Origin of the sequence: Glutamicibacter uratoxydans (genome assembly GCF_050753455.1) — a bacterium.
GTDB classification, from domain to species: domain Bacteria; phylum Actinomycetota; class Actinomycetes; order Actinomycetales; family Micrococcaceae; genus Glutamicibacter; species Glutamicibacter uratoxydans_A.
Window position 1 is genome coordinate 3,400,120 of record NZ_CP192736.1, and the last position, 25,917, is coordinate 3,426,036.

At 53.4% G+C, this 25,917-nt stretch carries 27 protein-coding genes; 16 read left to right on the top strand and 11 right to left on the bottom strand.

Features of this window, described 5'->3' with window-relative positions; translation table 11 throughout:
* Positions 1 to 69 precede the first annotated feature (69 nt).
* The 14 genes from trxB (at position 70) to ACQQZ8_RS15575 (ending at position 8,797) form a co-directional block, all read left to right on the top strand.
* Positions 70 to 1,062, top strand: a complete 993-nt coding sequence (gene trxB / locus ACQQZ8_RS15510) for a thioredoxin-disulfide reductase (RefSeq protein WP_431710698.1) — start codon at positions 70 to 72, stop codon at positions 1,060 to 1,062.
* A gap of 26 nt (positions 1,063 to 1,088) precedes the next feature.
* On the top strand, positions 1,089 to 1,412 hold the full coding sequence (trxA, locus tag ACQQZ8_RS15515; protein ID WP_431710699.1) for a thioredoxin: 324 nt from the start codon (positions 1,089 to 1,091) through the stop codon (positions 1,410 to 1,412).
* Between the two features lie 116 nt (positions 1,413 to 1,528).
* Positions 1,529 to 2,431 (top strand): tyrosine-type recombinase/integrase, encoded by a 903-nt coding sequence (locus ACQQZ8_RS15520; RefSeq protein WP_431710700.1) that lies wholly within the window; start codon positions 1,529 to 1,531, stop codon positions 2,429 to 2,431.
* Positions 2,432 to 2,956: a hypothetical protein gene (locus tag ACQQZ8_RS15525; protein ID WP_431710701.1), complete on the top strand. Its 525-nt coding sequence runs from the start codon at positions 2,432 to 2,434 to the stop codon at positions 2,954 to 2,956. It abuts the gene before it with no gap.
* A gap of 117 nt (positions 2,957 to 3,073) precedes the next feature.
* The gene (locus tag ACQQZ8_RS15530) at positions 3,074 to 3,364 is read left to right on the top strand and encodes a hypothetical protein (RefSeq protein ID WP_431710702.1); all 291 of its coding nucleotides are present in this window, start codon (positions 3,074 to 3,076) and stop codon (positions 3,362 to 3,364) included.
* Between the two features lie 160 nt (positions 3,365 to 3,524).
* Complete coding sequence (locus ACQQZ8_RS15535; RefSeq protein ID WP_431710703.1) at positions 3,525 to 3,830, top strand: hypothetical protein; 306 nt, start codon at positions 3,525 to 3,527, stop codon at positions 3,828 to 3,830.
* Positions 3,823 to 4,050, top strand: coding sequence for a hypothetical protein (locus ACQQZ8_RS15540; protein ID WP_431710704.1), 228 nt, complete (start codon positions 3,823 to 3,825; stop codon positions 4,048 to 4,050). The genes ACQQZ8_RS15535 and ACQQZ8_RS15540 overlap by 8 nt, the downstream gene beginning before the upstream one ends.
* Entirely contained in the window at positions 4,047 to 5,441 is a 1,395-nt protein-coding gene (locus tag ACQQZ8_RS15545; protein ID WP_431710705.1) for a DNA primase family protein, read from the top strand. The genes ACQQZ8_RS15540 and ACQQZ8_RS15545 overlap by 4 nt, the downstream gene beginning before the upstream one ends.
* Entirely contained in the window at positions 5,419 to 5,712 is a 294-nt protein-coding gene (locus ACQQZ8_RS15550) for a hypothetical protein (protein WP_431710706.1), read from the top strand. The genes ACQQZ8_RS15545 and ACQQZ8_RS15550 overlap by 23 nt, the downstream gene beginning before the upstream one ends.
* Before the next feature lie 5 nt (positions 5,713 to 5,717).
* Complete coding sequence (locus ACQQZ8_RS15555; protein WP_431710707.1) at positions 5,718 to 6,065, top strand: hypothetical protein; 348 nt, start codon at positions 5,718 to 5,720, stop codon at positions 6,063 to 6,065.
* Positions 6,062 to 6,235, top strand: a complete 174-nt coding sequence (locus ACQQZ8_RS15560) for a hypothetical protein (RefSeq protein ID WP_431710708.1) — start codon at positions 6,062 to 6,064, stop codon at positions 6,233 to 6,235. The genes ACQQZ8_RS15555 and ACQQZ8_RS15560 overlap by 4 nt, the downstream gene beginning before the upstream one ends.
* A complete protein-coding gene (locus tag ACQQZ8_RS15565) occupies positions 6,236 to 6,421 on the top strand; it encodes a hypothetical protein (protein WP_431710709.1) in 186 nt (61 codons plus the stop codon). It abuts the gene before it with no gap.
* A 146-nt stretch (positions 6,422 to 6,567) separates the two neighbouring features.
* The gene (locus ACQQZ8_RS15570; RefSeq protein ID WP_431710710.1) at positions 6,568 to 7,578 is read left to right on the top strand and encodes a hypothetical protein; all 1,011 of its coding nucleotides are present in this window, start codon (positions 6,568 to 6,570) and stop codon (positions 7,576 to 7,578) included.
* Between the two features lie 397 nt (positions 7,579 to 7,975).
* Entirely contained in the window at positions 7,976 to 8,797 is an 822-nt protein-coding gene (locus tag ACQQZ8_RS15575) for a hypothetical protein (protein ID WP_431710711.1), read from the top strand.
* 1,093 nt (positions 8,798 to 9,890) lie between these two features.
* Here ACQQZ8_RS15575 and ACQQZ8_RS15580 read toward each other — a convergent pair.
* From ACQQZ8_RS15580 to ACQQZ8_RS15590, 3 genes are all read right to left on the bottom strand, one after another.
* Positions 9,891 to 10,451 (bottom strand): hypothetical protein, encoded by a 561-nt coding sequence (locus ACQQZ8_RS15580; RefSeq protein WP_431710712.1) that lies wholly within the window; start codon positions 10,449 to 10,451, stop codon positions 9,891 to 9,893.
* Positions 10,452 to 10,522: 71 nt separating this feature from the next.
* A complete protein-coding gene (locus ACQQZ8_RS15585) occupies positions 10,523 to 10,990 on the bottom strand; it encodes a hypothetical protein (protein ID WP_431710713.1) in 468 nt (155 codons plus the stop codon).
* 1,551 nt (positions 10,991 to 12,541) lie between these two features.
* Positions 12,542 to 12,655: an ATP-binding protein gene (locus tag ACQQZ8_RS15590; protein ID WP_431710714.1), complete on the bottom strand. Its 114-nt coding sequence runs from the start codon at positions 12,653 to 12,655 to the stop codon at positions 12,542 to 12,544.
* A 1,609-nt stretch (positions 12,656 to 14,264) separates the two neighbouring features.
* Between ACQQZ8_RS15590 and ACQQZ8_RS15595 the strand changes: the two genes are divergently transcribed.
* Together ACQQZ8_RS15595 and ACQQZ8_RS15600 are read left to right on the top strand one after the other, a co-directional pair.
* A complete protein-coding gene (locus ACQQZ8_RS15595) occupies positions 14,265 to 15,539 on the top strand; it encodes an IS256 family transposase (protein ID WP_431710715.1) in 1,275 nt (424 codons plus the stop codon).
* Positions 15,540 to 17,792: 2,253 nt separating this feature from the next.
* Positions 17,793 to 18,035: a hypothetical protein gene (locus ACQQZ8_RS15600; protein WP_431710716.1), complete on the top strand. Its 243-nt coding sequence runs from the start codon at positions 17,793 to 17,795 to the stop codon at positions 18,033 to 18,035.
* Between the two features lie 1,787 nt (positions 18,036 to 19,822).
* Here the strand turns inward: ACQQZ8_RS15600 and ACQQZ8_RS15605 are convergent.
* The 8 genes from ACQQZ8_RS15605 to rpmH form a co-directional block, all read right to left on the bottom strand.
* Positions 19,823 to 21,007 (bottom strand): ParB/RepB/Spo0J family partition protein, encoded by a 1,185-nt coding sequence (locus ACQQZ8_RS15605; RefSeq protein WP_431710717.1) that lies wholly within the window; start codon positions 21,005 to 21,007, stop codon positions 19,823 to 19,825.
* Positions 21,008 to 21,200: 193 nt separating this feature from the next.
* Entirely contained in the window at positions 21,201 to 22,139 is a 939-nt protein-coding gene (locus tag ACQQZ8_RS15610; protein ID WP_431712209.1) for a ParA family protein, read from the bottom strand.
* Positions 22,140 to 22,292: 153 nt separating this feature from the next.
* A complete protein-coding gene (rsmG, locus tag ACQQZ8_RS15615) occupies positions 22,293 to 22,934 on the bottom strand; it encodes a 16S rRNA (guanine(527)-N(7))-methyltransferase RsmG (protein ID WP_431710718.1) in 642 nt (213 codons plus the stop codon).
* Between the two features lie 54 nt (positions 22,935 to 22,988).
* Entirely contained in the window at positions 22,989 to 23,513 is a 525-nt protein-coding gene (locus ACQQZ8_RS15620; RefSeq protein ID WP_431710719.1) for a protein jag, read from the bottom strand.
* A gap of 2 nt (positions 23,514 to 23,515) precedes the next feature.
* Positions 23,516 to 24,475, bottom strand: a complete 960-nt coding sequence (yidC, locus tag ACQQZ8_RS15625; RefSeq protein WP_431710720.1) for a membrane protein insertase YidC — start codon at positions 24,473 to 24,475, stop codon at positions 23,516 to 23,518.
* Complete coding sequence (gene yidD / locus ACQQZ8_RS15630; protein WP_431710721.1) at positions 24,475 to 24,852, bottom strand: membrane protein insertion efficiency factor YidD; 378 nt, start codon at positions 24,850 to 24,852, stop codon at positions 24,475 to 24,477. Before yidD ends, yidC begins: the two co-directional genes overlap by 1 nt.
* Positions 24,852 to 25,202 carry a ribonuclease P protein component gene (rnpA, locus tag ACQQZ8_RS15635; RefSeq protein ID WP_431710722.1) on the bottom strand — a complete coding sequence of 117 codons (351 nt, stop codon included), beginning with the start codon at positions 25,200 to 25,202 and terminating at the stop codon, positions 24,852 to 24,854. The genes yidD and rnpA overlap by 1 nt, the downstream gene beginning before the upstream one ends.
* Before the next feature lie 64 nt (positions 25,203 to 25,266).
* Positions 25,267 to 25,404, bottom strand: a complete 138-nt coding sequence (rpmH, locus tag ACQQZ8_RS15640; RefSeq protein ID WP_265160151.1) for a 50S ribosomal protein L34 — start codon at positions 25,402 to 25,404, stop codon at positions 25,267 to 25,269.
* Positions 25,405 to 25,917: the final 513 nt, after the last annotated feature.

A 25,917-nucleotide genomic window follows, 5' to 3' on the forward strand; every position in this document is an offset into this window, starting at 1 on the left:
AATTTTTTTCCATGGCCAGACGTTGAAGTGCATAGTGAGGTTCATACCCACTATGCACTTCGCATTCATATGAAACGAAAGGGAACCATCCCCGTGTCTTCAGCACAGAACGATGTAATCCGCGATGTCATCATCGTAGGTTCCGGTCCAGCAGGCTATACCTCGGCAATCTACACTGCTCGCGCAAACCTGAATCCACTAGTCATCGCTGGTTCCGTGACAGCCGGTGGCGAGCTGATGAACACTACGGATGTCGAAAACTTCCCTGGTTTCCCTGCAGGCATCATGGGTCCTGACCTGATGGACAACATGCAGAAGCAGGCCGAGCGCTTTGGTGCAGAAATCCTCTTCGATGATGTCACACATGTTGATCTGAGCGGCGACATCAAGAAGGTCACCATCAATGATGGAACAGTGTTTAGTGCCTACACTGTCATTATTTCCACCGGATCCGCCTACCGCGAGCTTGGATTGGAAGATGAAAAGCGTCTTTCCGGTAAGGGCGTTTCTTGGTGTGCGACCTGCGACGGTTTCTTCTTCCGCGATCAGCAGATTGCAGTAGTAGGTGGCGGTGACTCGGCTATGGAAGAGGCACTGTTCCTGACTAAATTCGCTTCCAAGGTTTACGTAGTACACCGCCGTAATGAACTACGCGCATCAAAGATCATGGCAGATCGTGCGCTGGCACATCCAAAGATCGAATTCGTTTGGGATTCGGAAGTTATCGGTATCGATGGAGACCCGAAGGTCACCGGCCTACGCGTGAAGAATCGCAACACGGCCGAAGAATCAACTCTAGATGTGACCGGTGTCTTCGTTGCTATTGGTAACGATCCACGTACCGAGCTGGTCAAGAATCAGCTGGAGTTGACCGCTGATGGAACCATTGCTGTGGCAGGCCGCTCATCGCAGACCTCCATCAAGGGTGTCTTCGCTGCCGGAGACGTTATCGATGCCAAGTACCGTCAGGCCATTACAGCCGCAGGCTCAGGCTGTGCAGCTGCACTGGACGTAGAACACTACCTAGCAGATCTCAAGACCCCTGCTCGGGCCGCTAATTAAGCTCAATCGAAAGGTGGTTGTCTCACATGAGCAACGCAAAGGATGTCACTGAAGCAACTTTCCAGACCGACGTGTTGGAAGCTTCAAAGCCAGTTATCGTTGATTTCTGGGCCGAATGGTGTGGCCCATGCCGTCAGCTGAGCCCAATCTTGGATCAGATTGCTGCCGAGCACGCCGAGAAGGTTGACGTTGTGAAGATCAACGTTGATGAGAATCAGGGAATTGCCGCCAAGTACGGTATCACCAGCATCCCCGCAGTTTACGTATTCAAGGACGGCGAGCACGTTGCAACCTCAATCGGTGCGAAGCCGAAGCCGGTCCTCGAGAAGGAATTCGCAGAGTATCTGTAAATTAATCTCAATCCTCAGAGCCAAAAAACCTTGTATTTACGGACTTTTTGGAGCTACTGAGATAGAGCCTACCATCGCATAGCGCATAATTTCAAGATAGTTGCTAACATTGGGGTATGTCGAAACCGTCATACCCCAATTTGGCTATGCTTCTAGACTCGTGGATTTTACAACTACGTTCCGAGCGAAAGACCCACGCAACCCTCAAAACCTATGAGAAAAGCGTCCGAGTGTTCATTTCATGGTGCGAATCTAAAGGCCACGAACCACAGCTCACTCGCGAGCTATACAACGCGTTCACTGTCGACAGTCTCGATAGCGGGCAATCCCCCGCGACGGTAAAAACAAGACAGCAGCCGGTAAGACGTTTCAGCGCATGGCTTGCCGAAGAACAAGAGATCCCCGCTGATCTGTTGGCCAACGTGAAACCCGTCAAAGTGGACACGCTCGCACTAGAGCCGCTCACCGAAACTGAAATCAAAGCACTGCTCAAGGCGTGCGCCGGGAACAGTTTCGAGTGCCGCCGTGATGAAGCACTAATACGTTTCATGGTGGAAACCGGCATCCGTTCCGCTGAATGCCTGAATCTGGGCATGGATGATCTGAACCTCATTGAAGGCCTAGCGCATATCCGCATTGGCAAAGGCGGCAAAGGCCGACTAGTTCCCTTCGGTGCGCAGACAGCCCGCGCCCTCGACCGCTACCGGCGCTCACGTACCCAGCATAAACTAGCCGACACTAATGAATTTTGGTTAGGGGGCAAGAATCGCGGCTTTGGTTATAACGCCTTCTATAAAGCTCTCATGGTACGAGCTGGCATCGCTGGAATCGACCGGTTCCATCCCCACTTACTGCGCCACACAGCCGCGCATAGGTGGCTTGTGGCAGGAGGATCAGAAGGTGGCCTTATGGCCGTCGCGGGCTGGTCGCGCCCTGACATGTTGCAGCGGTACACCAAAGCCCGTGCATCCGAACGGGCAGCGGCCGAAGCCCGAAGCCTGAACCTAGGAGATCTGTAAATGTTCGAGTTAGCGACTATTCGTCACCACATGGAAATTCGCCGTACCGCATTCGAACGAGCTATAGCCGACCGAGAAATACTCGCGAGTGCCAAGGTTCCCAGCGTGACGATTCGCTGCGAACACCACAAAAACGGCAAATCGCCGAAACTCGCTGAAGCTCTAGTATACAAAGGCGTGCTGTATTTCATATCCCGTATTGAGTGGCGGCCAGATGACCAAACTACGCGACGGCCTTGGACGACAGAACACTTTTTCGGTGCCGGATCATGCGAGAATTCCGATTTCTGGCACTCGGCTATGAGTGATGATGATTTCCTGCGCCGGTGCATAGAGGATCAAGACAGTCCTCCGCAAGTTTCCGGGGATCGTTGGATCAGCAGGACTGAACACTGGATACGCTACGCTATGCCACTGTCCAATCTGAAGGACTTTTCGGCACTTGGGTTATGGACTCGTTGCAAGGATCATCCGCAGCACGCGACGGAAATAAATCCAATTTCGATCATTGAAGCACTGCGATAACACAATAGTCGTACAGCGCATATGGTAAACTATATTCAAGATTTAGGGCCGGGCGGCGATCCGCTAGACCACAGTATTTGATGGGCATCGAATGCACCTTTGAAAGGTGTATTTTCGGTGCCCATTTCCGCATCTGAACGTTCCGCAAACGAACGCAAACTAGCCGCTCAAATTGCCGCCCATGAATCATGGGCCAACACTACCGATAGAAGCGCCCGAACGGCGAAAGCCCGCGCCGCGCTCATGGCAAAGTTCGAGCAACAAGCCGACCCCGAGGGCAAGCTACTTCCAGCAGAACGCGCCAAGCGCGCCGAACACCTGCGCAAAGCCCACTTCAAGCGCCTAGCATTGGCCAGCGCCAAAGCTCGCCGCAACAAGGACGCAGGAAAGCTGCGTGATGCCGCGTGAGCTACCGTGATAACCCGAAGTGGCAACAAGCCCGGCAGCAACTTTGCGACGGCTTGACCGATGCTACCCCGGACGAAAATCTAGAATATCGTTTGGCTGCAATCCGCATCATGTTCCAGATCGAAGTTGCATACTTGGAAGAATCCGGGGGTGCTGCTGCGTGATTCAGGCAAAAGAAAACCCCCGGCAGGGCAACCAGGGGCATCTAGAAAATCTTTCAAACTGTAACCCCATCGTATCACCATCCGCCGATGGTTTGGTGTTTGGAACGCACGTCGCAGTAGCGGTTATCCAGATCCGTGGGGATCACAATCCGCCCCGCTATCGCCGCCGCGTCTTGCTCTCACTGGCCGCCGCTACACGTCTTGTTGACCGTGCCACCGCCGATGGCCTCGATGCTTCGGTGATCCTTTGCCGACTTATGCCAGCCGCAACCCTTCCCCAGGGTGTGATGCTTGATGACTAGTTACTGGGAAAACCGGGATCTTGCTACTTTCATGCAGGGTAAGGCCGAAGGCTACCGGCAGGGCTACCGGCACGGCATAGAGGACGGCATCAAGGAATGCGACCTCCGCGACCAACTAGCGCAGGAAGAGTTCACCCGCGCCGCCGCTAAGTCTGCACAAGACGCAATCAGTATTCATGCCGCACGCGAAGCCACCCGTCGAGGGGAGAACGCTCTATGAGTATCCCTGACTACTTCGCCGCCGACACATTCGACCCGGAACCGATCGAATGGAAAGACAAGGGTCTACGGTCACACCAGCGCATGGCCGCTCGATTTGCGCAGCTCTACGCCGGGAAATGTAAGCACATCAACGGCATGGGCTGGCATGTCTACGACGGCAAACGGTGGGCCGAGGATAAGCACGCCAAGCACGCTCACAGGCTGTTGAATGAACTACTAACCATGTCATGGAATCAAGAGGCCATGGCCGATAAAGATTTGTCCGCTGACATTCGAGCTTGCATGACCGCCAACGGCTCTAACGGTGTGCTGGAACTAGCCTCGAAATGGCTCACCGCCGACGCTGACGAAATGGACGCTAACCCGTATCTGTTGAACGTTGCTAACGGAACCCTGGACTTGCACACTCAGGAATTACGCCCACACGATCCAGCGGATAACCTCACGAAGATTACTCGCGCAGGTTTCAACACCGAGAAAATTAGCGCCCGTTGGCTACAGTTCCTCGAATCCTCGCTACCAGATCCCGAAGTTCGCCATTTCCTGCAACGCTACATCGGCTCAGCGCTCATAGGCCGAGTACGCGAACACGTTCTAGTCGTGGCCACAGGAACCGGGCGTAACGGCAAATCAGTGCTAGCCGACGCAGTATCGCACGCGCTGGGAGACTACGGGATCACCGCATCTAACGACATGCTTGTCACTGGCAGGCACGGCCACAAATCCGCGTCGGAACTATCAGCACAGATGGATCTACGCGGGGCACGCTGGGCAGTCATGAGCGAACTCGAAAAAGGCGCAGAATTAGCCGAATCCACCATGAAGCAACTCACAGGCGGCGACAGGATCACCGCTAAGCACATGGGTCAAGATCGTATCCAGTTCGATCCTTCGCACTCATTTTTCATGCTCACTAATGACCTGCCAAAGGTAGACCCAACCGCCACGGCAGTATGGGCACGAATCCGAATCGTACCGTTCGAAGTCTCATTTGAAGGCCGCGAAGATAAGGCGCTGCCCGAGGATCTTCTACTGGCAGCGGACGGCATTCTCAGCTGGGCAGTAGCCGGGCTTTGGGAATACCAGCAAGACGGGCTGAACGCCCCGGCTAAGGTCATGGCCGCGACCACTGATTACAGGGCAGAAAACGACTCGGTGAAACAGTTCATTGCCGAGGAATGCGTGATCACACCTAACGCCAGGGTGTCACGTTCGGAACTGCATCATGCGTATCTCGCATGGGCTAAAGATAACGGGGCTGAGCCGCTCACACCTAGGGCACTTTCACCCCGCATTGCAGCTATCAGCGGCGTGACCGAGGGGAAAAGTAACGGCAATCGTATTTGGAAAGGGGCAGGACTCAAAAATGACGAATCCATACTTGACTAGCGAAAACATCAAGAAAATGACAGAACAGGGTCACATGGGGCACTTCTTCCCAGCGAATCTCACGGGAATTGATTCTAGGGAATCACTGGGAATATCTGCCCCAAGTGCCCCACAACCACTGAAAGACCAAATAATGATCGACCCCTACGACCGTAACGCGGTGATCCTGCTACTGCGCACAGCAGCCGCACACGTATCTGACGGCATCCCGAACCACACCCTGCACTCGCAACTATGGCAACTCAGCGACCACCTAGAACAAGAGGACTAACCACCATGACCCAGAACATCCCAAATCTTCCCGATCTCGACGGCATCAACGATTTCCTGATCATGGGCGACGACGGCCTACCCGTTGGATCTCTCAATCTCGAACAGGTGCAAAACGACGGCGCGAACCTCGCGTTCAAACTTGCCGCCCACGCCGGAGACGAAACCAAAACGAGGGCAACCCTCCGTGAAGCCCTAGAAACCCACGGGCACGACGGCATCGGCTACGTACTCATGAACGCAATCCCGTTGCTCACAGACGACATTCTCGGCCCATCATTCGATGTCATGCAGGCAGCGACCGGCGCAGACCCCAGAGCAAAAATGGCTGAAATCGGAGGACTCAACAAATGAGCGGCTACACCTACTCAGACCGACAAATCCAGACCTACACGGAACATGCGCAGGCCGCAGTCCTATGGGAACGCGCTCAACACTGGGAACAAAACGCGAACTACTGGAAACACCGGGCACTGAGCGCAGAACGCCGAATGCTAGAGCACCACTGCGAAGGAGACCAGTAAATGAGCGAGGGAAACCGCCGCCCCTACATCGGACGGATCTCTAAATACTGCTGGACTGACAAACGAACCGGCGAACGAACCCCAGGAATCGTCCTAAGCGGTGCACACGGCCTCGCGGCCCACCTCACCGCCGACGAAGCCATACAGCTAGCAGATCAACTAGTGGATCTCGCAGAACGACTATAGGAGGCCCCGCAGACTGAAGGAACGGTCATCATGGCAATTAAGAAAAATCACGACGTCGCTCCAATACGCGTCACAGACCACAGCATTACCGCGCTATGCCCTTACTGCCACGCAGAACACAGTTACGGGGCGCACAAATTCAACGCATGGCCACCCCACACGGGATGGACACGCAAAGTGCCCTGCTACGACGTAATGCCAGAAATGCGCCGATGGGGCTACAAAAACTACTACAGCATCACCATTTGAGAGGAACCAAAATGAACGACTTCACCGGAAATATTGGCAACATCCAGCACGACGACAACACCCAGTATGAAAGCGAACCGATGCGTCTAAACTACGAAATCGAAAACTCACTTGACCGAATTCCCCAACTCAACCGTCTCATGCGACAAATCAACCAAGCAATCCAGCAGCACAACCTCAAAGCCCCAAAGATCCTCACCGAGGAACCAATCCTCTCCCCACAACAAGCAGCCATCCGACTCCGTGCCTTTGTACCAGCCTCCACGACAGCGAACCTCGAAGCGGCAGCACAAGCCGTCATCGCCGGTGAAGATCCCACCGAACACATGGAAAGCTATGCCGTGTGGTTCAGATCCCACGACCTCACCGAACAAATCGTAACCATCGCACGAGAACAATTCATCGACGCGCTGAACGAACACGCCGATAACCTCACCGAACAGGTACGCCGAACCATCTTTGAACCAGCGCTACGCCGACTCAAAACCCTCCTCAAGAATCACCCCGATAAGAACTGGGATCTGAACACAGCAATCCACAACAAGGACTACGCTCACGCCCAAGCGATCGACAAGAATCTAGAAATCGCCCAACAGCTGGATCTGGCATATAAGCTGCGCGCCCTGTTCTACAACGACAAGGCATTCACCAACCCCGCGGCCATATTGACTACCGCCGGATTCAAGGGCAACACCGACACATCCAACCTGAGTTGGTGGACACTGACTATCAGTAATGGCCACACCGCCCACCTGCCAACGGCCTCCGAGTGGCAAGACCTGCTCAACAGCAAGGCACACGCTGAAGCGAGAGCCGCCGAAGCAAAAGAACTGGCAGAACTAGATGTAAATCAAGAGCCTGTAATCGTGCAAAACCTCATGCATGAGGGCCGTCCAATGACCCGGTAACGCCAGCACACCCCGAGGAGCACAAGAGTGGCTAGCAATAAGCACACGCCTAACGCTGGCCACTCAGAATACACCGGGCCAAGCCGAGCAGAGATAGGGGGAAGGGGTTGAAGCCCGCTGACCAGCCCGGCCTCCCTCGGCATTGGCTTACATTTTCAGCGTTTTCCACAGATGGTTCTAGGTTTGACTAGGCAGTTCGGAAAATAGTCCCCATCTAAGGAAAAGACTCATACGACTCACCAAAAATAGAGAGAGGCGCTTTCAGGCTATCGTCTGTGGAAAAAAATGCTAGGGAGAGATCCCAATGCCAGGGGAGGGAAGTTGTCCACAGGCCACCTACCCCTTACCCCCTGTCACCTAGCAACTGCGTTTTTCGTTTGAGCGCTACGATATCAGCATGCGAACCACGGTGATCCCCGAAGTAGACCCGATGGAAGTTCGGTTTAGTCAGTGGATAGTTAATCTGTTTGAGCATGCACGCTCGATGAGTGAAGCTCTCGATAGCGAAGAGTCGGTCGATCCTGACTCTGGTTTCTTTGTGGATAATGAACGGCTTCCTGTCTTTCGTGTTCCGGATTATGCGAGGTCCCAGATTTCGGTGGCTTTAGGTTGCATTGAAGCACTGGAATTGATGGTTATGCGTGAGGGACCGGATACTTTTGAGATTCGCATTTTTCCTTACGGGCAGTTTGCGTTGCTAAGAAATGCCCTAGATTCTCTAGCTGTTTGCTTGTGGTTGCTTGATCCTGTGAGCAGTACTGGCAGGGTCAAGCGGCGATTGCAGCTTGAGGTAGACGAAACTTATAAGGGTTCGTTGCTGAAGCAAACGGTAGGGCAGCCTGTGAAGGACTGGAAACGTGAAAGGCGTGCACGGATTAGGCAACTGGCTGAAGAAGCTGGAGTGGTGGAATGGAATCCTTTGAAAGCGGGTTTGCCTACAACGACGAAAATGCTGGAATCGATTGAGAGGTATCATACTGATCCCGTGATGCCATGGCTGGGTTGGTGGCAGCTAGCTAGTGGTCATGCGCACGGGAAAATGTGGGCGAAGCTTGCTTCTCACGAGCTAGAAGAAGTTGAAGGATCGCGCGACGGATCTAGTGCGACTTACCGGGTTACTGCTAACTTTGGGATGCTGGCGGGGATGCTGTTTGAAACTATGAAGATGACTCGTTGCGCTCTGGAACGATATCAGACACTTGGGCGCGCTAAAGTATAACCTTCGTTTCGCCAGGCAGGCTTTTGTTTCCACTTTTCGGAATCGCACAAAGTGGCTTTTAGACATTTTTGTCCAATAGCTTTTTACCGGGGCCGACAAGAAGTCTGACTCTCAGTTTCTGTGAGATTCACTTGGCACCAGAGCGCATTTCAAATGAGACTAGACGAGCGGCAGGACATGGTTCGGATGCTCGCTAACGAGGGTATGTCTACTAGAGCAATCGCGCCGATAGTTGGCAAGGGGCAAACGCAGGTTCGCCGCGATCTTCGGGAGGTGAGCCAAAAAGGCTCACCTGAACCTGCCGTCGAGTACGTGGACACCACTACCGGCGAACTCACCGACAACCCCGGCCAAGTGGTAAAGCTGACCGGCTCGAAACGGCCTCTCAACCGGAAACTTTTCCGGTTCAGAAACCACGATCACCAACTCTCGCGGATAGCAGCGCCCTGAGATCGTGGCGCGGATCAAGGCTATTGAAGTTGGTCGCACCGCTCGCGGGAACGCTAAGCACCTGACCAATAAGGAAATTGCGGAGACGCTTGGGGTTAGTACCGCGACAGTGGAGAACGATCTTGGAACGCGAAACAAAACCCGTAGAAGTACGGATTTTGTCGAATCCCACGAAGACATTCTTGACGCGGAAATCATCGAAGAAGACGAACTTGCAAGGGCGCTACGCGCTAGCGGACACCCAAGGGTGAGCTTGTCTTGATCTCCCCCAAACGCCACCGGGTAGAAAAAACGCCATAACCCCGTATCGGCCAACACGAATAGCACCCGCCGTATTTTGGCGCGTGCTGTAGTGCTGCATGGCTAGAGCGGTGATCAGGTGCGACTAGTCACGGTTCGCCCCCAGCTGGCATGTTTCTACTGGGAATCCATTGTGTGTTTCCGGCTAAGGATTAGAAGTAACGCCGGGGAGGAAGTCGCTTAGACTTTCAGCCCGTCACAAGCACACAGGAGCGCTTGGGACAGGCTCAACGGCTAAACGTAGATAGGTGCGCCTACGCTCATTGCTAGGAGCTGTGGGAGCGTTACTAGGGCGACGAATAGGCCGAGGAAGAACACGGTGCGCACGGTGTATCGAATCGTGTTACGCATCAGATTCCACCGCCCGGATTTCTAGGCCGGTTGTGTCTACGACATATTCGGACTCTTCCCGGTCATTGATCTTTGCCAGCAGAAACACAGGTTCAACGGTTGCAGTCCAGAGAGTGCCGAGGTCACGGCCTCGAAGTTGCCCATACGCGAAGCGTTCAGCGATGGCCCGGTCATCTGTCCAACACATGCCAGCCTTATGCTCGACGGTCGCGCCACGGAACAGCACGAGCGGTTCAGTGGGAAGTGCCGAGGGTTTACCGTCAACGGTATAACCAGCCGCATTAAACATTTCGTGCCAAGATTCAGTGTCTACCGCACGTTCTGGATATTCGGCGCTAGTCCACACACCGCCGATCACAGCCGCTAGAACTTCGTTGGTGATTGTGCCGCTGTAGAACAGATCGAACAGCAGTGCAGGGCCATTGACTCGCCCCACGCTGCACATGGCCGTCTGGATGTTCTCAATGGTTGCTAAGGATGGATCTAGCTGGAAGTACAGCAGGTTATTCTCAATTTTGGGGTAGAACGGGATGCGTTCGATGTTGTCAGTCATCCCAACATTGTTAGTCATCAGTGGTTCAGTTGCGTGCATTTTGCAGGTGGCTGAGGTTATGGGGGTAAGCATTAGTTGCCGCCCTTGCTGTGCATGAGTTCGGCGGGATCAACTGGGGTGACTAGGTTGTTACGATCCCAGCGGACGCGGATCTCATTCTCAACAGCCCCGGTAACAGTGCCAGTGTGTTGATCATCGAACTGGAACGCTACTCGGTCACCGACGGAATACCCGTGCGCAGATTCAACAACAGTTGCCGTGCTTGAAACGGGCTTGCTAGGGGCCGGTGCGGTGAGTTGTTCCCATGCCGTGAATGCAGCAGACGCAGAGAGGCCATGCTCTAGCGCGATATTGCAGAGCTTGTTGATAGTCCACTTTGGGCTGAGCGCTTCGGGGATCTCTCGAAGGATCTCTAACGCCTTCGCGGTGTCCTGCTCGTGTTCGCGCTGCTTGAACCGGCGCAACAGTTCTTCCAGAATCTGGGTATCCGTGTAGTCGGCTAGTGCATCGGCGCGCTGTGATTGGGTATGCTGAATCATGTTCAGACCTCTCTCTTAGGTTTGAGCCACGCCCCCGGATGTTCCACCATCGCGGGGGCTTTATATTCAAGGATATTTCGCCCCACAGCGCTAAACACTGAGGTCAATGGCTATAAGTGAATTGAGAGAGAAGCACAGCGCATACTCCTGCGTAGTCGCAGAATACCTGTAAATAGGTCTGAATGCGATTAGGCGGTGAATTCGAGTTCGAGTTCACCGCCTTCCCCGTTTAATACCCTAACCCTGCATAGGGTCTGCGGAAAGCCATAGGGAGAATGATCCTACAGAATCTATTCGTTTAAACAAATTATTATAGTTGTTTATATAAGAATCGGCTCATTTGTTCAAAAATGGGCTTCTCTAACTGGATAGAGCAACCAGTACCGACGAACTCCGTGTAAATTCAATGTCTGTGAAACGAGGAGTTAGCCCAGTGGTTACAAGTGACTTGGCCACATACCTACTACCGAATCCGTCTGCGAGCCAGATAGGTTCTCGGTCTATAGGCTGAGTATCGATTTGGGATAGGTCTGGCAAGGACATTCGCTGAGGCTATTAACCTTCAGTCTTTTTAGGACAAATACGTTTAGTTAGAGGTCGGTCAACTATTCGGTTGGTGGATGAAGATCCGATGTTTCCTCTTCGACTTAACGAGCGCCGCCGATATCAAGGATCAGCCCCGCCCGCTGGAGACCGTGTTATTCCGGTCAAGTCTCATTCAATGTTCGCTTTGGAGCCACCCCGTACGAGCGTCTTTATCAACGGCGGTTGAAAAGTGAACACTTTCGGAACCCGAAAAATGATCAGTCACAAGCCGCTTGAACCCTGCCGCTCTTTAGTCACAACCGAAGACAAAGTTTAAACGACTATTCCTTCAAGCGATACGCACTGTCTTTCACTGCGAAGACCACCGCCTGGTGTGCAACCCGGTCCGTCACTAGCCGAAGCCACCACGTGATCACCTCACGCAGTATCCGATTCTGAGAACGGTAGATTGCGGTCAGGATCAACGAATGCTACTCATAACGTGAATACACTAACTAGAAGAACAAGTTCGCTATGTCCTGCTGAAAAACAGATACCCTACCTCGTCAACGATAATTAGTCCGTACCTGAGAAGTATGGCTAACGGGAGTAGAGAATCGATCTGAGGCAGGAGTGCGTTTCAGCCGTAGCGGTCTACCCGATTAGGTATCGAAGAGCACCCGACGACCAGTCTTAGCCCCCGACGTACCCACGGAACGAACACTTGACTCTTTGAAGTCCACTAATATCGCGACTCGGAGCCACACCGCAGAAATGACGTTAGTGTTGCAGCAGTCCACATAATGCTCTCCTTCCGCGCCCTCTGCATGGGTTCCGTCCCAGCATGCGGTAGCTTGTGTGATGAAAGGCGCCGCTCTTCCATGTCGTTCTGCCCATAGACGGCCACGAGAAATACCCGCTGACGGCCACGAAAACTGCCCATAGGTGGCCATAACTATTGCTCACTGATCCAATTTTTTCCGCAACAGTTATGGCCCTCGCTTGTTCGTAAGCCTTGTTGCCGGGTCAATGTGCACTTACCCCTTGACCAGCTAACGCTTGAGTTAAACGCACTGAATTGCCCCTAATCTGACACACGTGAGCATGATGCAACAACCGGTCGACCGCCGCGGTCGCCACCGTTTTTGGTATCAACGTGTCAAAAACTGACGAAGGATATTCGTGACTGCATTAGTTACGGTGTCATTTGACCGATGAGCGCGCACCGTGGTGCCAAGCTCTTCCAGATCCAATCATGACACCTTGAACCCTCCTTCCACCGCTTGCTGTCCCAAAAGTTCTAGGAAGACTGTCATACCGCTCCCCCAGGGCCCGCAGAGCACCAAGTTTTCCTGGCGTTGCGCCCGTTCCAGGATGCGTAGGATCCGCTGGCAAAGTAGCGGAACCATGGATAGGCCCGGCCCCCACTATCGACGGTTTTCACGGTCGGGAACAGGGCAGTTTTACGCCGGGCCTGAATCATGGACCGGGCCCCAATGAGCCGCAGCGGTACTATAGTCAGCAGGGTTCCTTCTAAGCCTCCCGCAACGCTCAGGTCAGCTGAGACCCACCCAGGCAATGGGAAGCTGTCAGCGATTCGTATGAAGCTCAATTCAGGAGAATTAATACCTCAGCCATTCGCTAGATCACCGAACGTCTCGATCCAACCAGCTCACGTAGAGTGTATGCTCCGGGATCGCCCATTTTGGTCAGCCGTTCAATCTAGGCGTTGAGGTTCCATAGCTCCCCCAAAAGTTATTCGTAAAGCCTCTGGCGGATTCAGGCTGCGGGAGGAGTTGACCGCAAATCAGATAAATTTGCACAGCAATCCGCGTGGATCCTCTGCATATCAATAGGCTCACTCTCCCGACCCAGACTCATCACTTAGACCACTTCCGGAAAATCATCGGAGCCTTCCTCTGCGACTTACTGAAAAGGTCAACTCCGGATCACCTCTTATGGGTGTCTCAAAATCAGGGCGATTTTTGTCCTTGTTTCACGTGAAACAAAACATCGATGGCAAGCGAAAACGGGAACTCGGACAAGACCCTAGGCTCTGTTCAATACTCTCTCTGGGAGTACATTTCTCGTAGTTTCAGCCCATGCTTTAAGTTCATCACAACAGTACGTAGCGAAGTTGAGACGAGAATAGCAATTAGATGAGGCTAAATAACTGCATGGAACATATCTGATTTTTCGAGAAGCAGGAGTATTGCCCTTCTGAACCAACAACATGGTCATCTCTAGAAATTGAGTGCTCTATGCACATATGCGGGTATACAAGCCCCATAGGCACGTAGTTTTTGATTCGGGTTCCAGAGGAACGTGCGCCATGGTTCTCCCCCACCCATTCGTTTTTCTGAGCCTGTCTCCTCCGCTGTTAAGCACTGCAATTTTTGAATCTTCGAAGCCACGGAAATGGCGGCTTCGAACCACGCAGTATGAAACTCTCTCAGGATGCTTGGACATCACCCATAGAAATTACCTGAGCTTATCGTCGCGCGCCCAAGACTTCACTGACACAAGTAGATTTGCTTAGATCACACGAGTACTAGGCGGCTGAGTCCCATATGGTGGTGTAATTCCCCGGCCAGCCCGCCGGCCTCAACCCGCTAACCACCACCGGCCAGCACCAGCACCCCGCAGCTCCTGCTGCCCGGGAAACGCCATCACAGGTTGAAAGTCAAAGGGCCACCGTGGGAACCTTCCAATAGTTCCGGCAAGAACCTCAGCAAGGAAGAAAACCACGATGACCCACAACAATTCTGCCGTTCAATCCCTGATAAGCAAAGTCCTAGGCGACCCGGATACCGAACACGCCGATGTCTTCCGCCAAATGCTCCAAGCAGGCCTGCAAGATTTGATCGAAGCCGAAGTCGCCGCCGCTATCGGCGCAGCGAAATACGAACGCACCGATGAACGCTCCACCCGCCGCAACGGCACCCGCACCAAGAAGCTAGCCACCCCAGCCGGTGAAGTCGACCTCGCCATCCCCAAACTACGCAAAGGCAGCTTCTTCCCCAGCCTACTCAACCCACGCCGCCGCGTGGACAAAGCCCTCTACGCGGTGATCTGCCAAGCCTGGATCGATGGGGTCTCCACCCGGAAGGTCGATGACCTGATCCGCGCGCTGGGCAACGAATCCGGGATCAGCAGGTCCACCGTTTCTCGGATCTGCGCCGACATCGATGACTCGGTCCAAGACTTCCTGCACCGGCGTCTGGATCACACCTGGTTCCCGTACCTCTACCTGGACGCGACGTACGTGGATGTACGCCATCAGGGGCGGGTGATGTCCCAAGCGGTCGTGATCGCCACCTGTGTCTCGATCGAGGGCCGCCGAGAAATCCTGGGCATGAGCGTGGGAGATTCAGAGAACACGGACTTCTGGACCCAGTTCCTGCGCGGCTTGCGCGAACGCGGGCTGAAGACCGCGAGCCTGGATGATCCCGAAGGAGTCGCAGTGGTGGTCTCCGACGCGCATTCAGGGCTGAAGACCGCGGTGAAGGCGATCCTGCCCGGAGCTGGCTGGCAGCGGTGCCGGGTGCATTTCGCCCGCAACGTGTCCCAAGCGATCGGCACGGTCAATTCCAAACCGATCAATGCGTTGATCTCCACGATCTTCGCTCAGACCAGTCAGGAGGCCGTCATGGCGCATTACAAGCAGGTCACCGGTAGTATCCGTGCCCAGTTCCCGCAGGTCGCTGCGATGCTGGATGCTGCGGAAACTGAGTTGACGGTGTTTGCTGCGATGCCGCGTGAGCATTGGCAGAAGATCTGGTCGAATAACCCGATTGAGCGGCTGAACCGGGAGGTGAAGCGGCGTGCGGACGTGGTGCAGATCTTCCCGAATCGTGAGTCGGTGACCCGGCTGGTCGGTGCGGTGCCGCAAGAGCAGCATGAGGAATGGTTCTACGGTGAACGTAGGTACCTGTCGGAAATTTCGATGCGTAAGCTGCTGCATACGGTTCGCCGGGCTGCTGAGCCAGTCACCGGGTCGGGGGTGCTGCCGTTGAGTGCCTGATGCTTGTTCTGTTTACCGTTTCATAGATTCATTGTTCTTGGAACGGAGCTTTTGAAAGAACACCACGTAATGGGACTTGACCTACTAGGCGAGCCCGCTAAGGCCATCTAGAGGCTCTGTGAGGCTCGATGGGCTGTAACGAGGATTGGACCAATCAGCTAATCGCCCGGGGCCACGATCAAGCTGCATTGCCGGTAGGTCAGCAACGTCTCGCTATTCGTAGGAGAACTGGTGGCACCAACGAGAATGGAGTTCTTGAAATCAGCAATGATGTGTTGGAGAGACGGTATAAGGCGTTACTGATGCTCGTCTACATACAGTAATAGCATTTTAGGTCTGGTTTACCGGACTGGACACTGATACATTGCCCGAGGCCATCAGAGCCATAATCCTGCATAAGACGTGCACAAATTCAATACCCTTAGACTCAATGTCCGAGAGGGGTTCCTAGCGCGATCTCTGATACCTATTCAATCTTGTACTAGATGCGGCAAAATACCGACCTAGAACCTGTGTCAAAAGTGAGTGACTTGATCCTTTCGATAATTCTACGGATCCACCAGCATATAGATGCGTTTTGGTTACAACCGAAGTTTGACTCAGATCCACGTGTTTGCGCACCCATGACGAATATCCGATCGAAGCCTCGCGCGTCGCGAATTTAGCGTCTGTCGTCGTAGTCAAGCAGAGCAACGCCGTTATTTATGATCGGCTCTGTGTCTCACCTGGCTACGACACGAGCAGATCGAGGGTACGTTTCTCTGCAACGATCCTCATATCCGGTCCATACATTCTGCCTGAACCTCTGACTTCAGCATGGAATTTTTCTACGCTTCGTGGCCGAAGCTCATACCAGCTCTGGTGCGACGGCAAGACTTGTTTTGGCACATATTTGCCCCGAGGATCGAAACTTTCTCTCGGTTCACGATGCTCTGGTATCGATTCGATTCCGCAACTCACGAGATTGAAATCGATAGATCTAGTTGGCTCTGGATCCCAATTCAGTGACAGTCGAATACCCGGTTCTGGCGACTGGGGCTGAGAGCGGTAATCAATATCCCGCCATCCTCTGACCTTCGTCAAGGTTCCCTACGAACGTTCATGTCCCTAGATGCACCCGATATGTCAGTCATGCGAGATGGCCGGAGCAAACCCGAGGAAGCACCACGAGTCCCCTTGCACGACTAAGCTGAATGCGGTCGTCCATATCGAGGAGCTGCCCCAAGCTGTTCCTGTCTACCGCAAGCAATCCCACTAATGGCTGGGCTGTTTAGCAGGGGGAAGGATCATGACGATCGGTTCAAACCCTGGTCGGTGGACTTACGGTATAGGGGTTACCAGACCGTTGTCCATTTTTCAGGTGCCACCGCCTTGAGCACGGCAGGACAACGATGAATCGCTATGTACCCGGTTTCAGGACGTCCTTCTGATCCTCCAACCGGGTGTCAGAGAAACACTGCACAGCTTGGTGTTTCCCTATGCAACGGGTTTTGAGCTCGGATAGAATCCCAACCATTCTGATGACATCATTCTTACCAATCGTGGCTCCGGCATCAGGCTCAAGGTGAAGCCTTGAAGACTGAAGTCACGTACTGATCCCCCGTCTGTTCAGAGTGCCGGAACCGGGATAGCCAGCAGAGCTGGTCACATAATCAACGTTGCCCTTAGCGATGTACCATTAGTGCTCGGACAGCCTCCGAGTTCTGTACAGTCTCAGCACCATCCGTACCTATAAGTCCGTTGTTACCTGGATGCAGTGCGAAGGTTGCACTTGCGAGGGCATGAATAAAATTACTCATCTGTGAGTGTCTGCAAAATACTTACTCTCGGATTCATTCCTAATACTGACTCGACTAGGTAACAGCCCTAGGTGACCAGCGTTTGAGGATGAAGAGCTCGCGTCGTCGAACTGAGGAATACGTCAAGTAAGTTTGTTTACACTTCGCCTCCCCCAGAATCTAGTCTGACAGCGTGGTACAGATGGAACATGGAGATAACGGAGCTTAATCCACGAACCGCATGGTTCAGGGCATGAGGTTCTCTCGACTAGGCCGTGTTACCAGAGGGTGTTTCAGGGAGTGTGCTTGGCGCTCGAGGCACGTCGGGTACTGAAATCTCTGCTGAAGCATGAACTCTGCTCGGTCCGGTGTTCCCGCTATTAAAGGCATCGGACATGGCGCCCGTTGAACGTCACGCGGTGGTCGAGGCCACTGTGTGGTGGTATCGGTTGAGCGCTCTATAGCGGGACGGGACATGCCGGAGCAGTTCGGAGACTGGAACACGATTTACAAGAACCTCAATCGCTGGTCTTCGCAGGGTGTCTGGGCGTGGGTTCTCGGGAAGGTTCAGTCGCTCGCGCTTCAGCGCGATGGGCTGGGCTGGGTTAGGTCTAACGACGCCACGATCATGCGCGTGCACCAGTATGGCGCGCTTTTAAAGCGCGACTCAGAAGGCTCGGTCGAACTACAAAAAGGACGGCACGGAGCCTCCCTGTAGCGCGATAAGCGGCTCTCGTGACAGGAATCGTAGGGGAACTGGCATTCGCGCAGATGCCAAGCCAGAGAGCTGCTTGCTGCTCGACACGCTCTCCGAGGCCCGGGCATCGGACACGCACTGGCAGGCCGAGAACCCGGGTAGATGGGTTGCTGACGGACAAGGGCTACCCAGCGAAGCAACCCGGTTCTAGTTGTGCGATCAGGATAGGGTCGCAACGTCGCCGAACGCTGCTTCAAAAAGCTTAGGTAATGGCCGGGCATCGTGGTGTGCATAGTGGATACTGAACCGAACTGATACGCGGCTCTCAGCCTCGCCGCAACCCTTCAATGAGTCAGTCGAGTGAACGTTGCTAAATAGCCTTAGTTGGAACGACTGCTCTGACGGCATGGTACTTAATATCTGGCCTCCGGGTACTGGAACAGTACTTCCATGCCCTGACAAGCTTGGCAATCTACTCCACAGCTGAGCGGTGGGCTCCACCGTTATTTCCTCGTGGTCACGACCCACGATACGCTGGGTATCCGCCCATTCTCTGCGACCGAAGCTCTTGATCGCAGGGCTGTTACCGCATAATCGTTGTCCGATTGATCGATGTCTTCGGTTATTCTCGCGGTCAACCATATATCAGGTTACGAATGGTGGCTCAGAATGGCGTTGACGGCTGAGTCCACGTCGCGTCCCGTAAAGTACCGTTGATGCACGTGGCAATACCGAACCAAGAACGACGACTCATGGTGTTTCGTTGGAGAAGTGCCTGCACCAGATTCGGTTCGCGCAGTTCGTTTAGCCTCCAGACTCGGCGCCTATACTGGCAAACTGGGCGGCGCTAGGAACGAAACAGCCGTTACCATGTCGTCGGAATCCGGGTACCCGGTAATCAGAACAATAGTTCCAAGAAGCGCAATTTAGCAAACGTCGTTCGTCCGTGTCGATGACCTACCAGTCACCAAAATATGTGAATCCTGCAGCTCGATCCAGTGCCACAGGGGTAGCAGTATCAAGCTGACAGCGATACTGCGGCTCATATCCCCCTTAGAGCGCCTCGGCGCTCATCGCCCCAATGGTCGCCCACCCCTGGCCTTGGCCATGGAATGCTGGGAGCGTTGTCACACCCAGATCAGCTCGGTGGGTTCCGCTTCACCGATACATAGTGACAACACGGACGAGCTTGTCACCGACAAAGACGCCGAACACGAGCAGTTATCGGGCTCGACAAATGCCTCCTCGGGATCGCCCTCCGGAGTTTCATCTGTGAACTCCTCGAACAACCCTGCATCGGCTGTGGTGAGCTGATGCCTAGCAGAGTTCAGGACCGCGTCTCGCAGTACTTCCTAGTCGCAGAGTATTAAAGAAAAGAGATGATCGGCATCGCTGAGTGAGATCCCCGCTCCCCTGAGTCGAACGGCGACTTCCTCGACGTCAGCACTTGCCCTATCGGTGAATCCGAGTTCACGCACCCGTTCGGCTGAGAGCAAGTGCACGAGAGAGGAGAGCACGAAGGACGACCTTCCAAACAGGCCGCGACTTCCAATAAGAACCTAACCGTGCGTCAGGCCAACCGTTGAGCCGTTCGTCAACACGCCCTAATGCCTTGAATCAGAGAGGTTTGGTTTTACTGCATGGAGTTGCGCGACAAAAACACACTCAACTGAGCGATAGAAAGCAACTCCCCCACGCCCGTTTGACGAAACTAATGACTGAGCAATGAAGGCTGGTTACGCCTGGAGAAAATCGAAGCTCGTAGTTTTGTTTCACGTGAAACAAAACTACGAGCTTCGATGTAAGACCTATTTGTCTGAAATTTCGGGGGCTAGAACCGCCATGATCCGGTTCAAGTCTTCCACGGAGGCGAATTCGATACTAACCTTCCCCTTCCGTTGACCCAGCGCGATCTTTACGTTGGTATCAAGCCTGTCCGAGAGCGAGGATGCCAGGAAATCAAGGCGTTCGTTACGAACGGCCTCACGAGGTTTGCCAGGCACCTTCTTCGTTGGTTTATCTTCGCTTAGCGCAACAGCTTCTTCTGTGGCACGAACCGACAGTCCTTCATTAACTACTCGCTGAGCCAGCTGCTCAATCGCTTCGCTATTCGCTAGACCCAGTAGAGCTCTCGCATGCCCCGCAGTGATGACACCTGCAGCAACCCGCCGCTGAACTAAAGGTGGTAATTTCATCAATCGGATTGTATTGGAAATCTGTGAACGAGAACGACCAATCCGGGCGGACAGAACCTCCTGAGTGCAATCGAACTCTTGAAGCAACTGCTGATATGCTGCAGCTTCTTCAAGAGGATTTAATTCAGAGCGGTGTAAGTTCTCAAGTAACGCATCACGGAGCAGGTCGGTATCTTGCGTGTCACGAATAATTGCCGGAATGGTGCTAAGGCCGGCCTGTTGAGTGGCCCTCCAACGACGTTCACCCATGACGAGCTCATAAGGCTCAGCCCCCTTCTCACGTGAAGGTCGGATGACAATCGGCTGCAATAGACCAATTTCCTTGATGGAATGGATGAGCTCATCCATATCATTCTCATCAAAGTTGCTTCGTGGCTGCTTCCGATTTGGGTGGATGTCTTTAACATCAACCTCGGCAAACTTTGCCCCGGGCACCTCGACTAGGTCTCGATCGGGTGCTTCTTCAGTCGATAGAGAAACTGCCGGGTCAGGACGCTTAGTAATTTCAGCGCTGTCATCTTCGACCGGGCGCGTCTTGGTCACCGCCGGCAGTCCTGGCATCGTTGCTCGTGCGCGTTTCGGACTCCGACTCTCCTTCGATGACACTGTCGAAGACTTTCGACCAGGCTCAAAGAACATGTCTACGGGTCGGGTGGGTTTATCACTTGCGGCTGTCGGCTGATCTTTGGGAGTTGTTGTTTCACGTGAAACATTCTCGTCGATATCGTTCGTAACCGCCGGAGAACTAGAAATTAAGGCTCCGAGCCCTCGACCCAACCCGCGTTTCTTCTCAGCCATCGTGACGGCACGCCCTTTCATGCTTAGATCGACCTTCTTCTAGTCTACTGGGGAAACTCCACCGAACCCCGCATGCAAAACCGAAGCATCGAACCAATTAACTTCGTGCTGCGGAACTCCGCATAAATAAGTTGTTAGAAAATATTGGAAAAATCTGATCATTCGATTAAGGTTGTCTACAGATCAAATTGTGTTACTTCGGCGCGCCACGTTCGGCAATCTCGACTGCTGCTTCTAAGTAGGAGAGCGCACCCGTCGAGTTTGGATCGTAAGTAATCACTGTTTGCTGATAGCTCGGGGCTTCCGAAATACGAACGCTGCGTGGGATCACTGAGGCCAGCACTTGCTCAGGAAAATGCTCTCGAACCTCATTTGCCACTTGAGCGGCAAGGTTGGTACGACCGTCATACATGGTCAGCAGTATCGTCGACACAGTCAGACGCGAATTCAAATGCTTCTGGATCATCTCAATGTTCTTGAGAAGCTGGCTCAGTCCTTCCAACGCGTAGTACTCGCACTGGATTGGGATAAGTACTTCGCGCGCAGCGACAAATGCATTCACTGTTAGTAAGCCGAGACTTGGCGGACAATCAATGAACACATAGTCCAGCCGTGGCAAGCCTTGGCGTTGCCGCCACCGGGCATAGGCATCCAGAGCCTTTTGTAGACGTTGTTCCCGGGCAACAACCGAAACTAATTCAATTTCAGCACCAGCTAGGTGGATGGTTGCCGGAGCTACTTGGAGAGTCGGTAGATCGGGGCAGGTTGCGACAACTTCATTCAAAGCCACATCATTAATGAGCACATCGTATATGCTGTCCACTTCGGCGTGATGTTCAATCCCAAGAGCCGTAGATGCATTACCCTGAGGGTCGATGTCGATAACGAGAACGTTCATGCCGTTCTTCGCGAGCGCCGCAGCAAGATTCACCGTTGTCGTGGTTTTCCCGACCCCACCCTTTTGGTTCGAAATAGTGAAGTAACGGGTCTTGTCCGGTTTCGGAACAAACTTCTCCGATAACGCTTCACGTCGCCGATGCTCACTTGCCAGCTGGCTAGCTAACGGGGAAGACGCATCGTTAAAATCGAAGACATTACTCGACGAATTCTTACCCTTGCTCAAAGGTGGCACTCCTTCTCGTGAATAAGCAACCTGCGTTTTTTTTGCAGATGCCACACATGTTTCACGTGAAACAATAAATCAATTGATAACAGATGTTTTTCGCTGGTTCTGGCTAGAGAGCCCAGATACTCTGCCATCTCTAACTAGCCTATCGTGTGGCGGCTAGCCGACCTTAATACGAACCACCGTTGTCGGGTCTTCAAGGAGGCTTTCACCCACAGTCAGCACTTCGGTTTCTTTCCCCCCGAGTTTGCGGATGACTTTAGCGGCCTTGGCGACTTCTTCGGCGGCGGACCGTCCCTTGATCGCTATCAGTTCACCAGCGCCATGCAGCAGAGGTATGGTGAGGCCTGCAAGGTTACTAAGGGCAGAGACCGCACGTGCCGTCACATAATCCGCGTTAACGACATCAACCATCTGTTCCGCGCGGCCTCGCAGCACAGTCACATTATCAAGGTCCAGATCATCAATGACCTCGCTTAGCCAAATGCAGCGACGTTCTAGAGGTTCAATGAGTGTCAGTTTCAGATCTGCGCGTGCAATGGCTAAGCAGAGCCCTGGAAGCCCGGCGCCACTTCCAATATCGGCAACCTCTGCATCTTTAACCATTAGGGATTCAATAACCGCACAGTTTAAAACGTGGCGGGACCAAAGACGTGGTACTTCTCGTGGCCCGAGAAGGCCACGTTCGATACCAGAAGTAGCTAGATGCTCAACGTACCGTTTAGCTAGATCTAAGCGGTCGCCAAAGATCTGCTGGGCGGCAACTGCCTCTGCAGCAGTAAGCTTCAAGTCCTGATCCATTAAAAATAACTCCCTGGGACAAAGAAGCCCACCATCTAGGTGGGCTTCCGATTGCTAAAGTGTGGATACTACGATATGCCGGCGTGCCGCTTCACCTTCGGATTCCGAATGTAATCCTGCATCGGCAACGATGTCGTGGACGAGCTTACGCTCGTAGGCGCTCATCGGTTCTAGATGTACAGCGGCACCCGAGGACTCTGCTTCAGCAATAGCTTCTTCGGCGATCTGACGCAGCTTCTCTGCACGGGAGGCGCGGTGCCCAGCGATATCCAAAACTAAACGTGAACGTTCACCGGTAGCGTTCAACACGGCTAGACGAGTCAATTCTTGCAATGCATCGAGGACTTCTCCGTCCTTGCCTACCAAGAGCGAGAGATCGCTTTCGCCCTCTTCGGTGACAATCGAAATATAAGTACGTCCCCCACGTACTTCAATATCGATATCACCGTCGAGGTCGGCGATGTCGAGCAGCTCTTCAAGATAGTCCGCTGCTACGTCACCTTCATCGACCACACTCGATGCAGTGTTTTCCAATTGCTCTTCAGACTCTGAAATCTCGGGATTCTCAGTTGCAGTCATAGCTACTTCTTCTTCCTACGATTCTTACGCTGTGGCTGCTGGCGCTGCCCCTTAGGTTCAATAACGGTCGTTTCGGCGGCCTCGACCTTTTTCTGTCCCACTGGAGGCAAGCCCTTTTCCGCACGACGGCGGTTGAGGTCGCGTTCAGCTTCGGATCCCGGAGTCGGGTTGTTACGAATGACCCAGAACTGCTGCCCCAGGGTCCACAGGTTCGATGCGGTCCAGTAGATCAGCACACCGATTGGGAAGTTGATGCCACCAATACCGAAGACCAGTGGAAGGATGTACAGCATCATCTTCTGCTGCTGCATGAACGGACCTTCAAGGGCTTCCTTGGTCATGTTCTTGGTCATCAGCTGGCGCTGGGTAATAAACTGCGAGGCGGTCATCGCAAGAATCATGATGATTGCGACGATGATGACAGCGATATTTACAGAACCGGAGTTAATGGTTCCTAAGAAGGTTTCCGATAGTGGTGCGCCGAAAATGGTGGAATTATCAAAGCTCTTGATGTGATCGGCGCTCAGTGCACCAATTCCACGGCCTTCGTTGCTCGCGGTTGCCGCAGTGTTTAGTACGCGGAACAGTGCGAAGAAGAACGGCATCTGAACCAGTAGCGGTAAGCATGAAGAGAAAGGGTTCGTCTTATGCTTCTTGAACAGCGCCTGCTGTTCCTGAACCATTGCCTGCCGTGACATCTGGTCCGTTTTGCCCTTGTACTTCGCCTGAAGCTTACGCAAATCAGGTTGTAGGGCCTGCATGGCGCGCTGGGCCTTGATCTGCTTAACGAAGACTGGGATCAAGGCGGTACGAATCAGCAACACAAGGAAGATGATCGAAAGGGTCCAGGTTACACCGGAGGATTCGTCCATTCCAATGAGGGTGAACAGTTCGTGGAATGCCCAAAGGATCCACGAGACAACGTACGTGAACGGTGTCAGTATCGTGTCTAAGAAATTCATTACCGGTCAGGCTCCTTGTGTCCGCGCGTGGCGGTTTCTTCATCGTCGGGAATCACTGGATGATTCAAAACTATGATCTTGGGCAGTTTACCTTCTGGCCAAATCCGCCGGCCTTCCGGTACGTGGTCAACTCCGCCATGGCTGAAGGGATTGCAGCGCAATATTCGCCAGCTGGTTAGCCCGATGCCCTTTACTGCCCCGTGTTGGGTGACTGCTTCCAGCCCATATGCGGAACAGCTAGGGAAGTACCTACATACATCTCCGTATAACGGAGAAATGATCTTGCGATAGCCAATCAGTAAACCGATCAGGATATTGCGTGGGATATCGATCAGGAACCACAGCGGCCCGGTACGAGGTTTCATGTCCTTACGCATCAGCGGACACCGCTCTTGCGAAGTACCGACGCCCAAGCGCTGGACACCTGCTCGTTCAATTCTGCCCAGTCCAAATCCGCGGCACCTGGCAAGGCCCGCACCACCACATCGTATTCACCGGTATCAGAACGCAAGGATCGGGCAATCTCACGCATCCGTCGCTTAATCAGATTCCGCACAACGGCGTTTCCGACAGCTTTAGAGACGATAAACCCCACCCGATCGCCACCGTGTGGTTCTACCTGATGTCGTGCATATAGCACGACGTTCCGGCGTCCGCTTCGGACACCGGAACGTACTGTGGCTGAAAGGTCCTGCGCTAAGCGCAGACGCTGATTTTTTGGCAACATGGTCGCTATACGAAACCTATTAGATTCCGACAGTCACCTCGTAACCAAAAGCAAGTCCGCAAGCTTATGCAGACAGGGTGCTGCGGCCCTTGGTGCGGCGTGCCGACAAGATGGCACGACCTGCACGGGTACGCATACGAAGACGGAAACCGTGCTTCTTGGCACGACGACGGTTATTTGGCTGGTAAGTCCGCTTGCTCACGGTATATCTCCAAGACGATCTAGGGATGCGACTTGCCCGTTACTACAAGTAAGCAAACAACAGGCTGACGCTCGTACTTTAAAAATGCGAGGTTTTCGTGGGCTCTTCTATTGTTCTGAGCAGGGCACAAAACACACGCATAGGACTAAATAACGATAGAAAGTTCTGGGCCCCACGTCAAATTGGCAGCACAAACACTCTGCGCCCCATGCCGAGACCTTGAAGCCTGTGAACAATCTACCCCGAATCTGTGGATTACGCACTGAAAAACGAAACAAAACTCACAAGCAGGCACGGAAATGCACGTCATCCCGCATTCAAAAAGCCTTGATTTCATGGGAAAAGACGTTTTCCACAGGCAGTTAGCTAACTTTTTCCCCGGAACTGTGCATAACACTGTGGATGAGCGCTAGAATCAGAGTTCACGCCCCGGTCCACCGGGGTGAATTATTGCCCAAGCTGGGCCATAAATGTGAGCAATCTTGCAATATCTAAGGAAGTGGAGCAACCTAC

Excerpts from the sequence above, each read along its gene's own strand:
- trxB (WP_431710698.1), top strand. The coding sequence starts at position 70 with ATGAAACGAAAGGGAACCATCCCCGTGTCTTCAGCACAGAACGATGTA.
- trxA (WP_431710699.1), top strand. The coding sequence starts at position 1,089 with ATGAGCAACGCAAAGGATGTCACTGAAGCAACTTTCCAGACCGACGTG.
- ACQQZ8_RS15520 (WP_431710700.1), top strand. The coding sequence starts at position 1,529 with ATGTCGAAACCGTCATACCCCAATTTGGCTATGCTTCTAGACTCGTGG.
- ACQQZ8_RS15525 (WP_431710701.1), top strand. The coding sequence starts at position 2,432 with ATGTTCGAGTTAGCGACTATTCGTCACCACATGGAAATTCGCCGTACC.
- ACQQZ8_RS15540 (WP_431710704.1), top strand. The coding sequence starts at position 3,823 with ATGACTAGTTACTGGGAAAACCGGGATCTTGCTACTTTCATGCAGGGT.
- ACQQZ8_RS15545 (WP_431710705.1), top strand. The coding sequence starts at position 4,047 with ATGAGTATCCCTGACTACTTCGCCGCCGACACATTCGACCCGGAACCG.
- ACQQZ8_RS15550 (WP_431710706.1), top strand. The coding sequence starts at position 5,419 with ATGACGAATCCATACTTGACTAGCGAAAACATCAAGAAAATGACAGAA.
- ACQQZ8_RS15555 (WP_431710707.1), top strand. The coding sequence starts at position 5,718 with ATGACCCAGAACATCCCAAATCTTCCCGATCTCGACGGCATCAACGAT.
- ACQQZ8_RS15560 (WP_431710708.1), top strand. The coding sequence starts at position 6,062 with ATGAGCGGCTACACCTACTCAGACCGACAAATCCAGACCTACACGGAA.
- ACQQZ8_RS15565 (WP_431710709.1), top strand. The coding sequence starts at position 6,236 with ATGAGCGAGGGAAACCGCCGCCCCTACATCGGACGGATCTCTAAATAC.
- ACQQZ8_RS15570 (WP_431710710.1), top strand. The coding sequence starts at position 6,568 with ATGGCCACCCCACACGGGATGGACACGCAAAGTGCCCTGCTACGACGT.
- ACQQZ8_RS15575 (WP_431710711.1), top strand. The coding sequence starts at position 7,976 with ATGCGAACCACGGTGATCCCCGAAGTAGACCCGATGGAAGTTCGGTTT.
- ACQQZ8_RS15580 (WP_431710712.1), bottom strand. The coding sequence starts at position 10,451 with ATGACTGACAACATCGAACGCATCCCGTTCTACCCCAAAATTGAGAAT.
- ACQQZ8_RS15585 (WP_431710713.1), bottom strand. The coding sequence starts at position 10,990 with ATGATTCAGCATACCCAATCACAGCGCGCCGATGCACTAGCCGACTAC.
- ACQQZ8_RS15595 (WP_431710715.1), top strand. The coding sequence starts at position 14,265 with ATGACCCACAACAATTCTGCCGTTCAATCCCTGATAAGCAAAGTCCTA.
- ACQQZ8_RS15600 (WP_431710716.1), top strand. The coding sequence starts at position 17,793 with ATGCCGGAGCAGTTCGGAGACTGGAACACGATTTACAAGAACCTCAAT.
- ACQQZ8_RS15605 (WP_431710717.1), bottom strand. The coding sequence starts at position 21,007 with ATGGCTGAGAAGAAACGCGGGTTGGGTCGAGGGCTCGGAGCCTTAATT.
- rsmG (WP_431710718.1), bottom strand. The coding sequence starts at position 22,934 with ATGGATCAGGACTTGAAGCTTACTGCTGCAGAGGCAGTTGCCGCCCAG.
- ACQQZ8_RS15620 (WP_431710719.1), bottom strand. The coding sequence starts at position 23,513 with ATGACTGCAACTGAGAATCCCGAGATTTCAGAGTCTGAAGAGCAATTG.
- yidC (WP_431710720.1), bottom strand. The coding sequence starts at position 24,475 with ATGAATTTCTTAGACACGATACTGACACCGTTCACGTACGTTGTCTCG.
- yidD (WP_431710721.1), bottom strand. The coding sequence starts at position 24,852 with ATGCGTAAGGACATGAAACCTCGTACCGGGCCGCTGTGGTTCCTGATC.
- rnpA (WP_431710722.1), bottom strand. The coding sequence starts at position 25,202 with ATGTTGCCAAAAAATCAGCGTCTGCGCTTAGCGCAGGACCTTTCAGCC.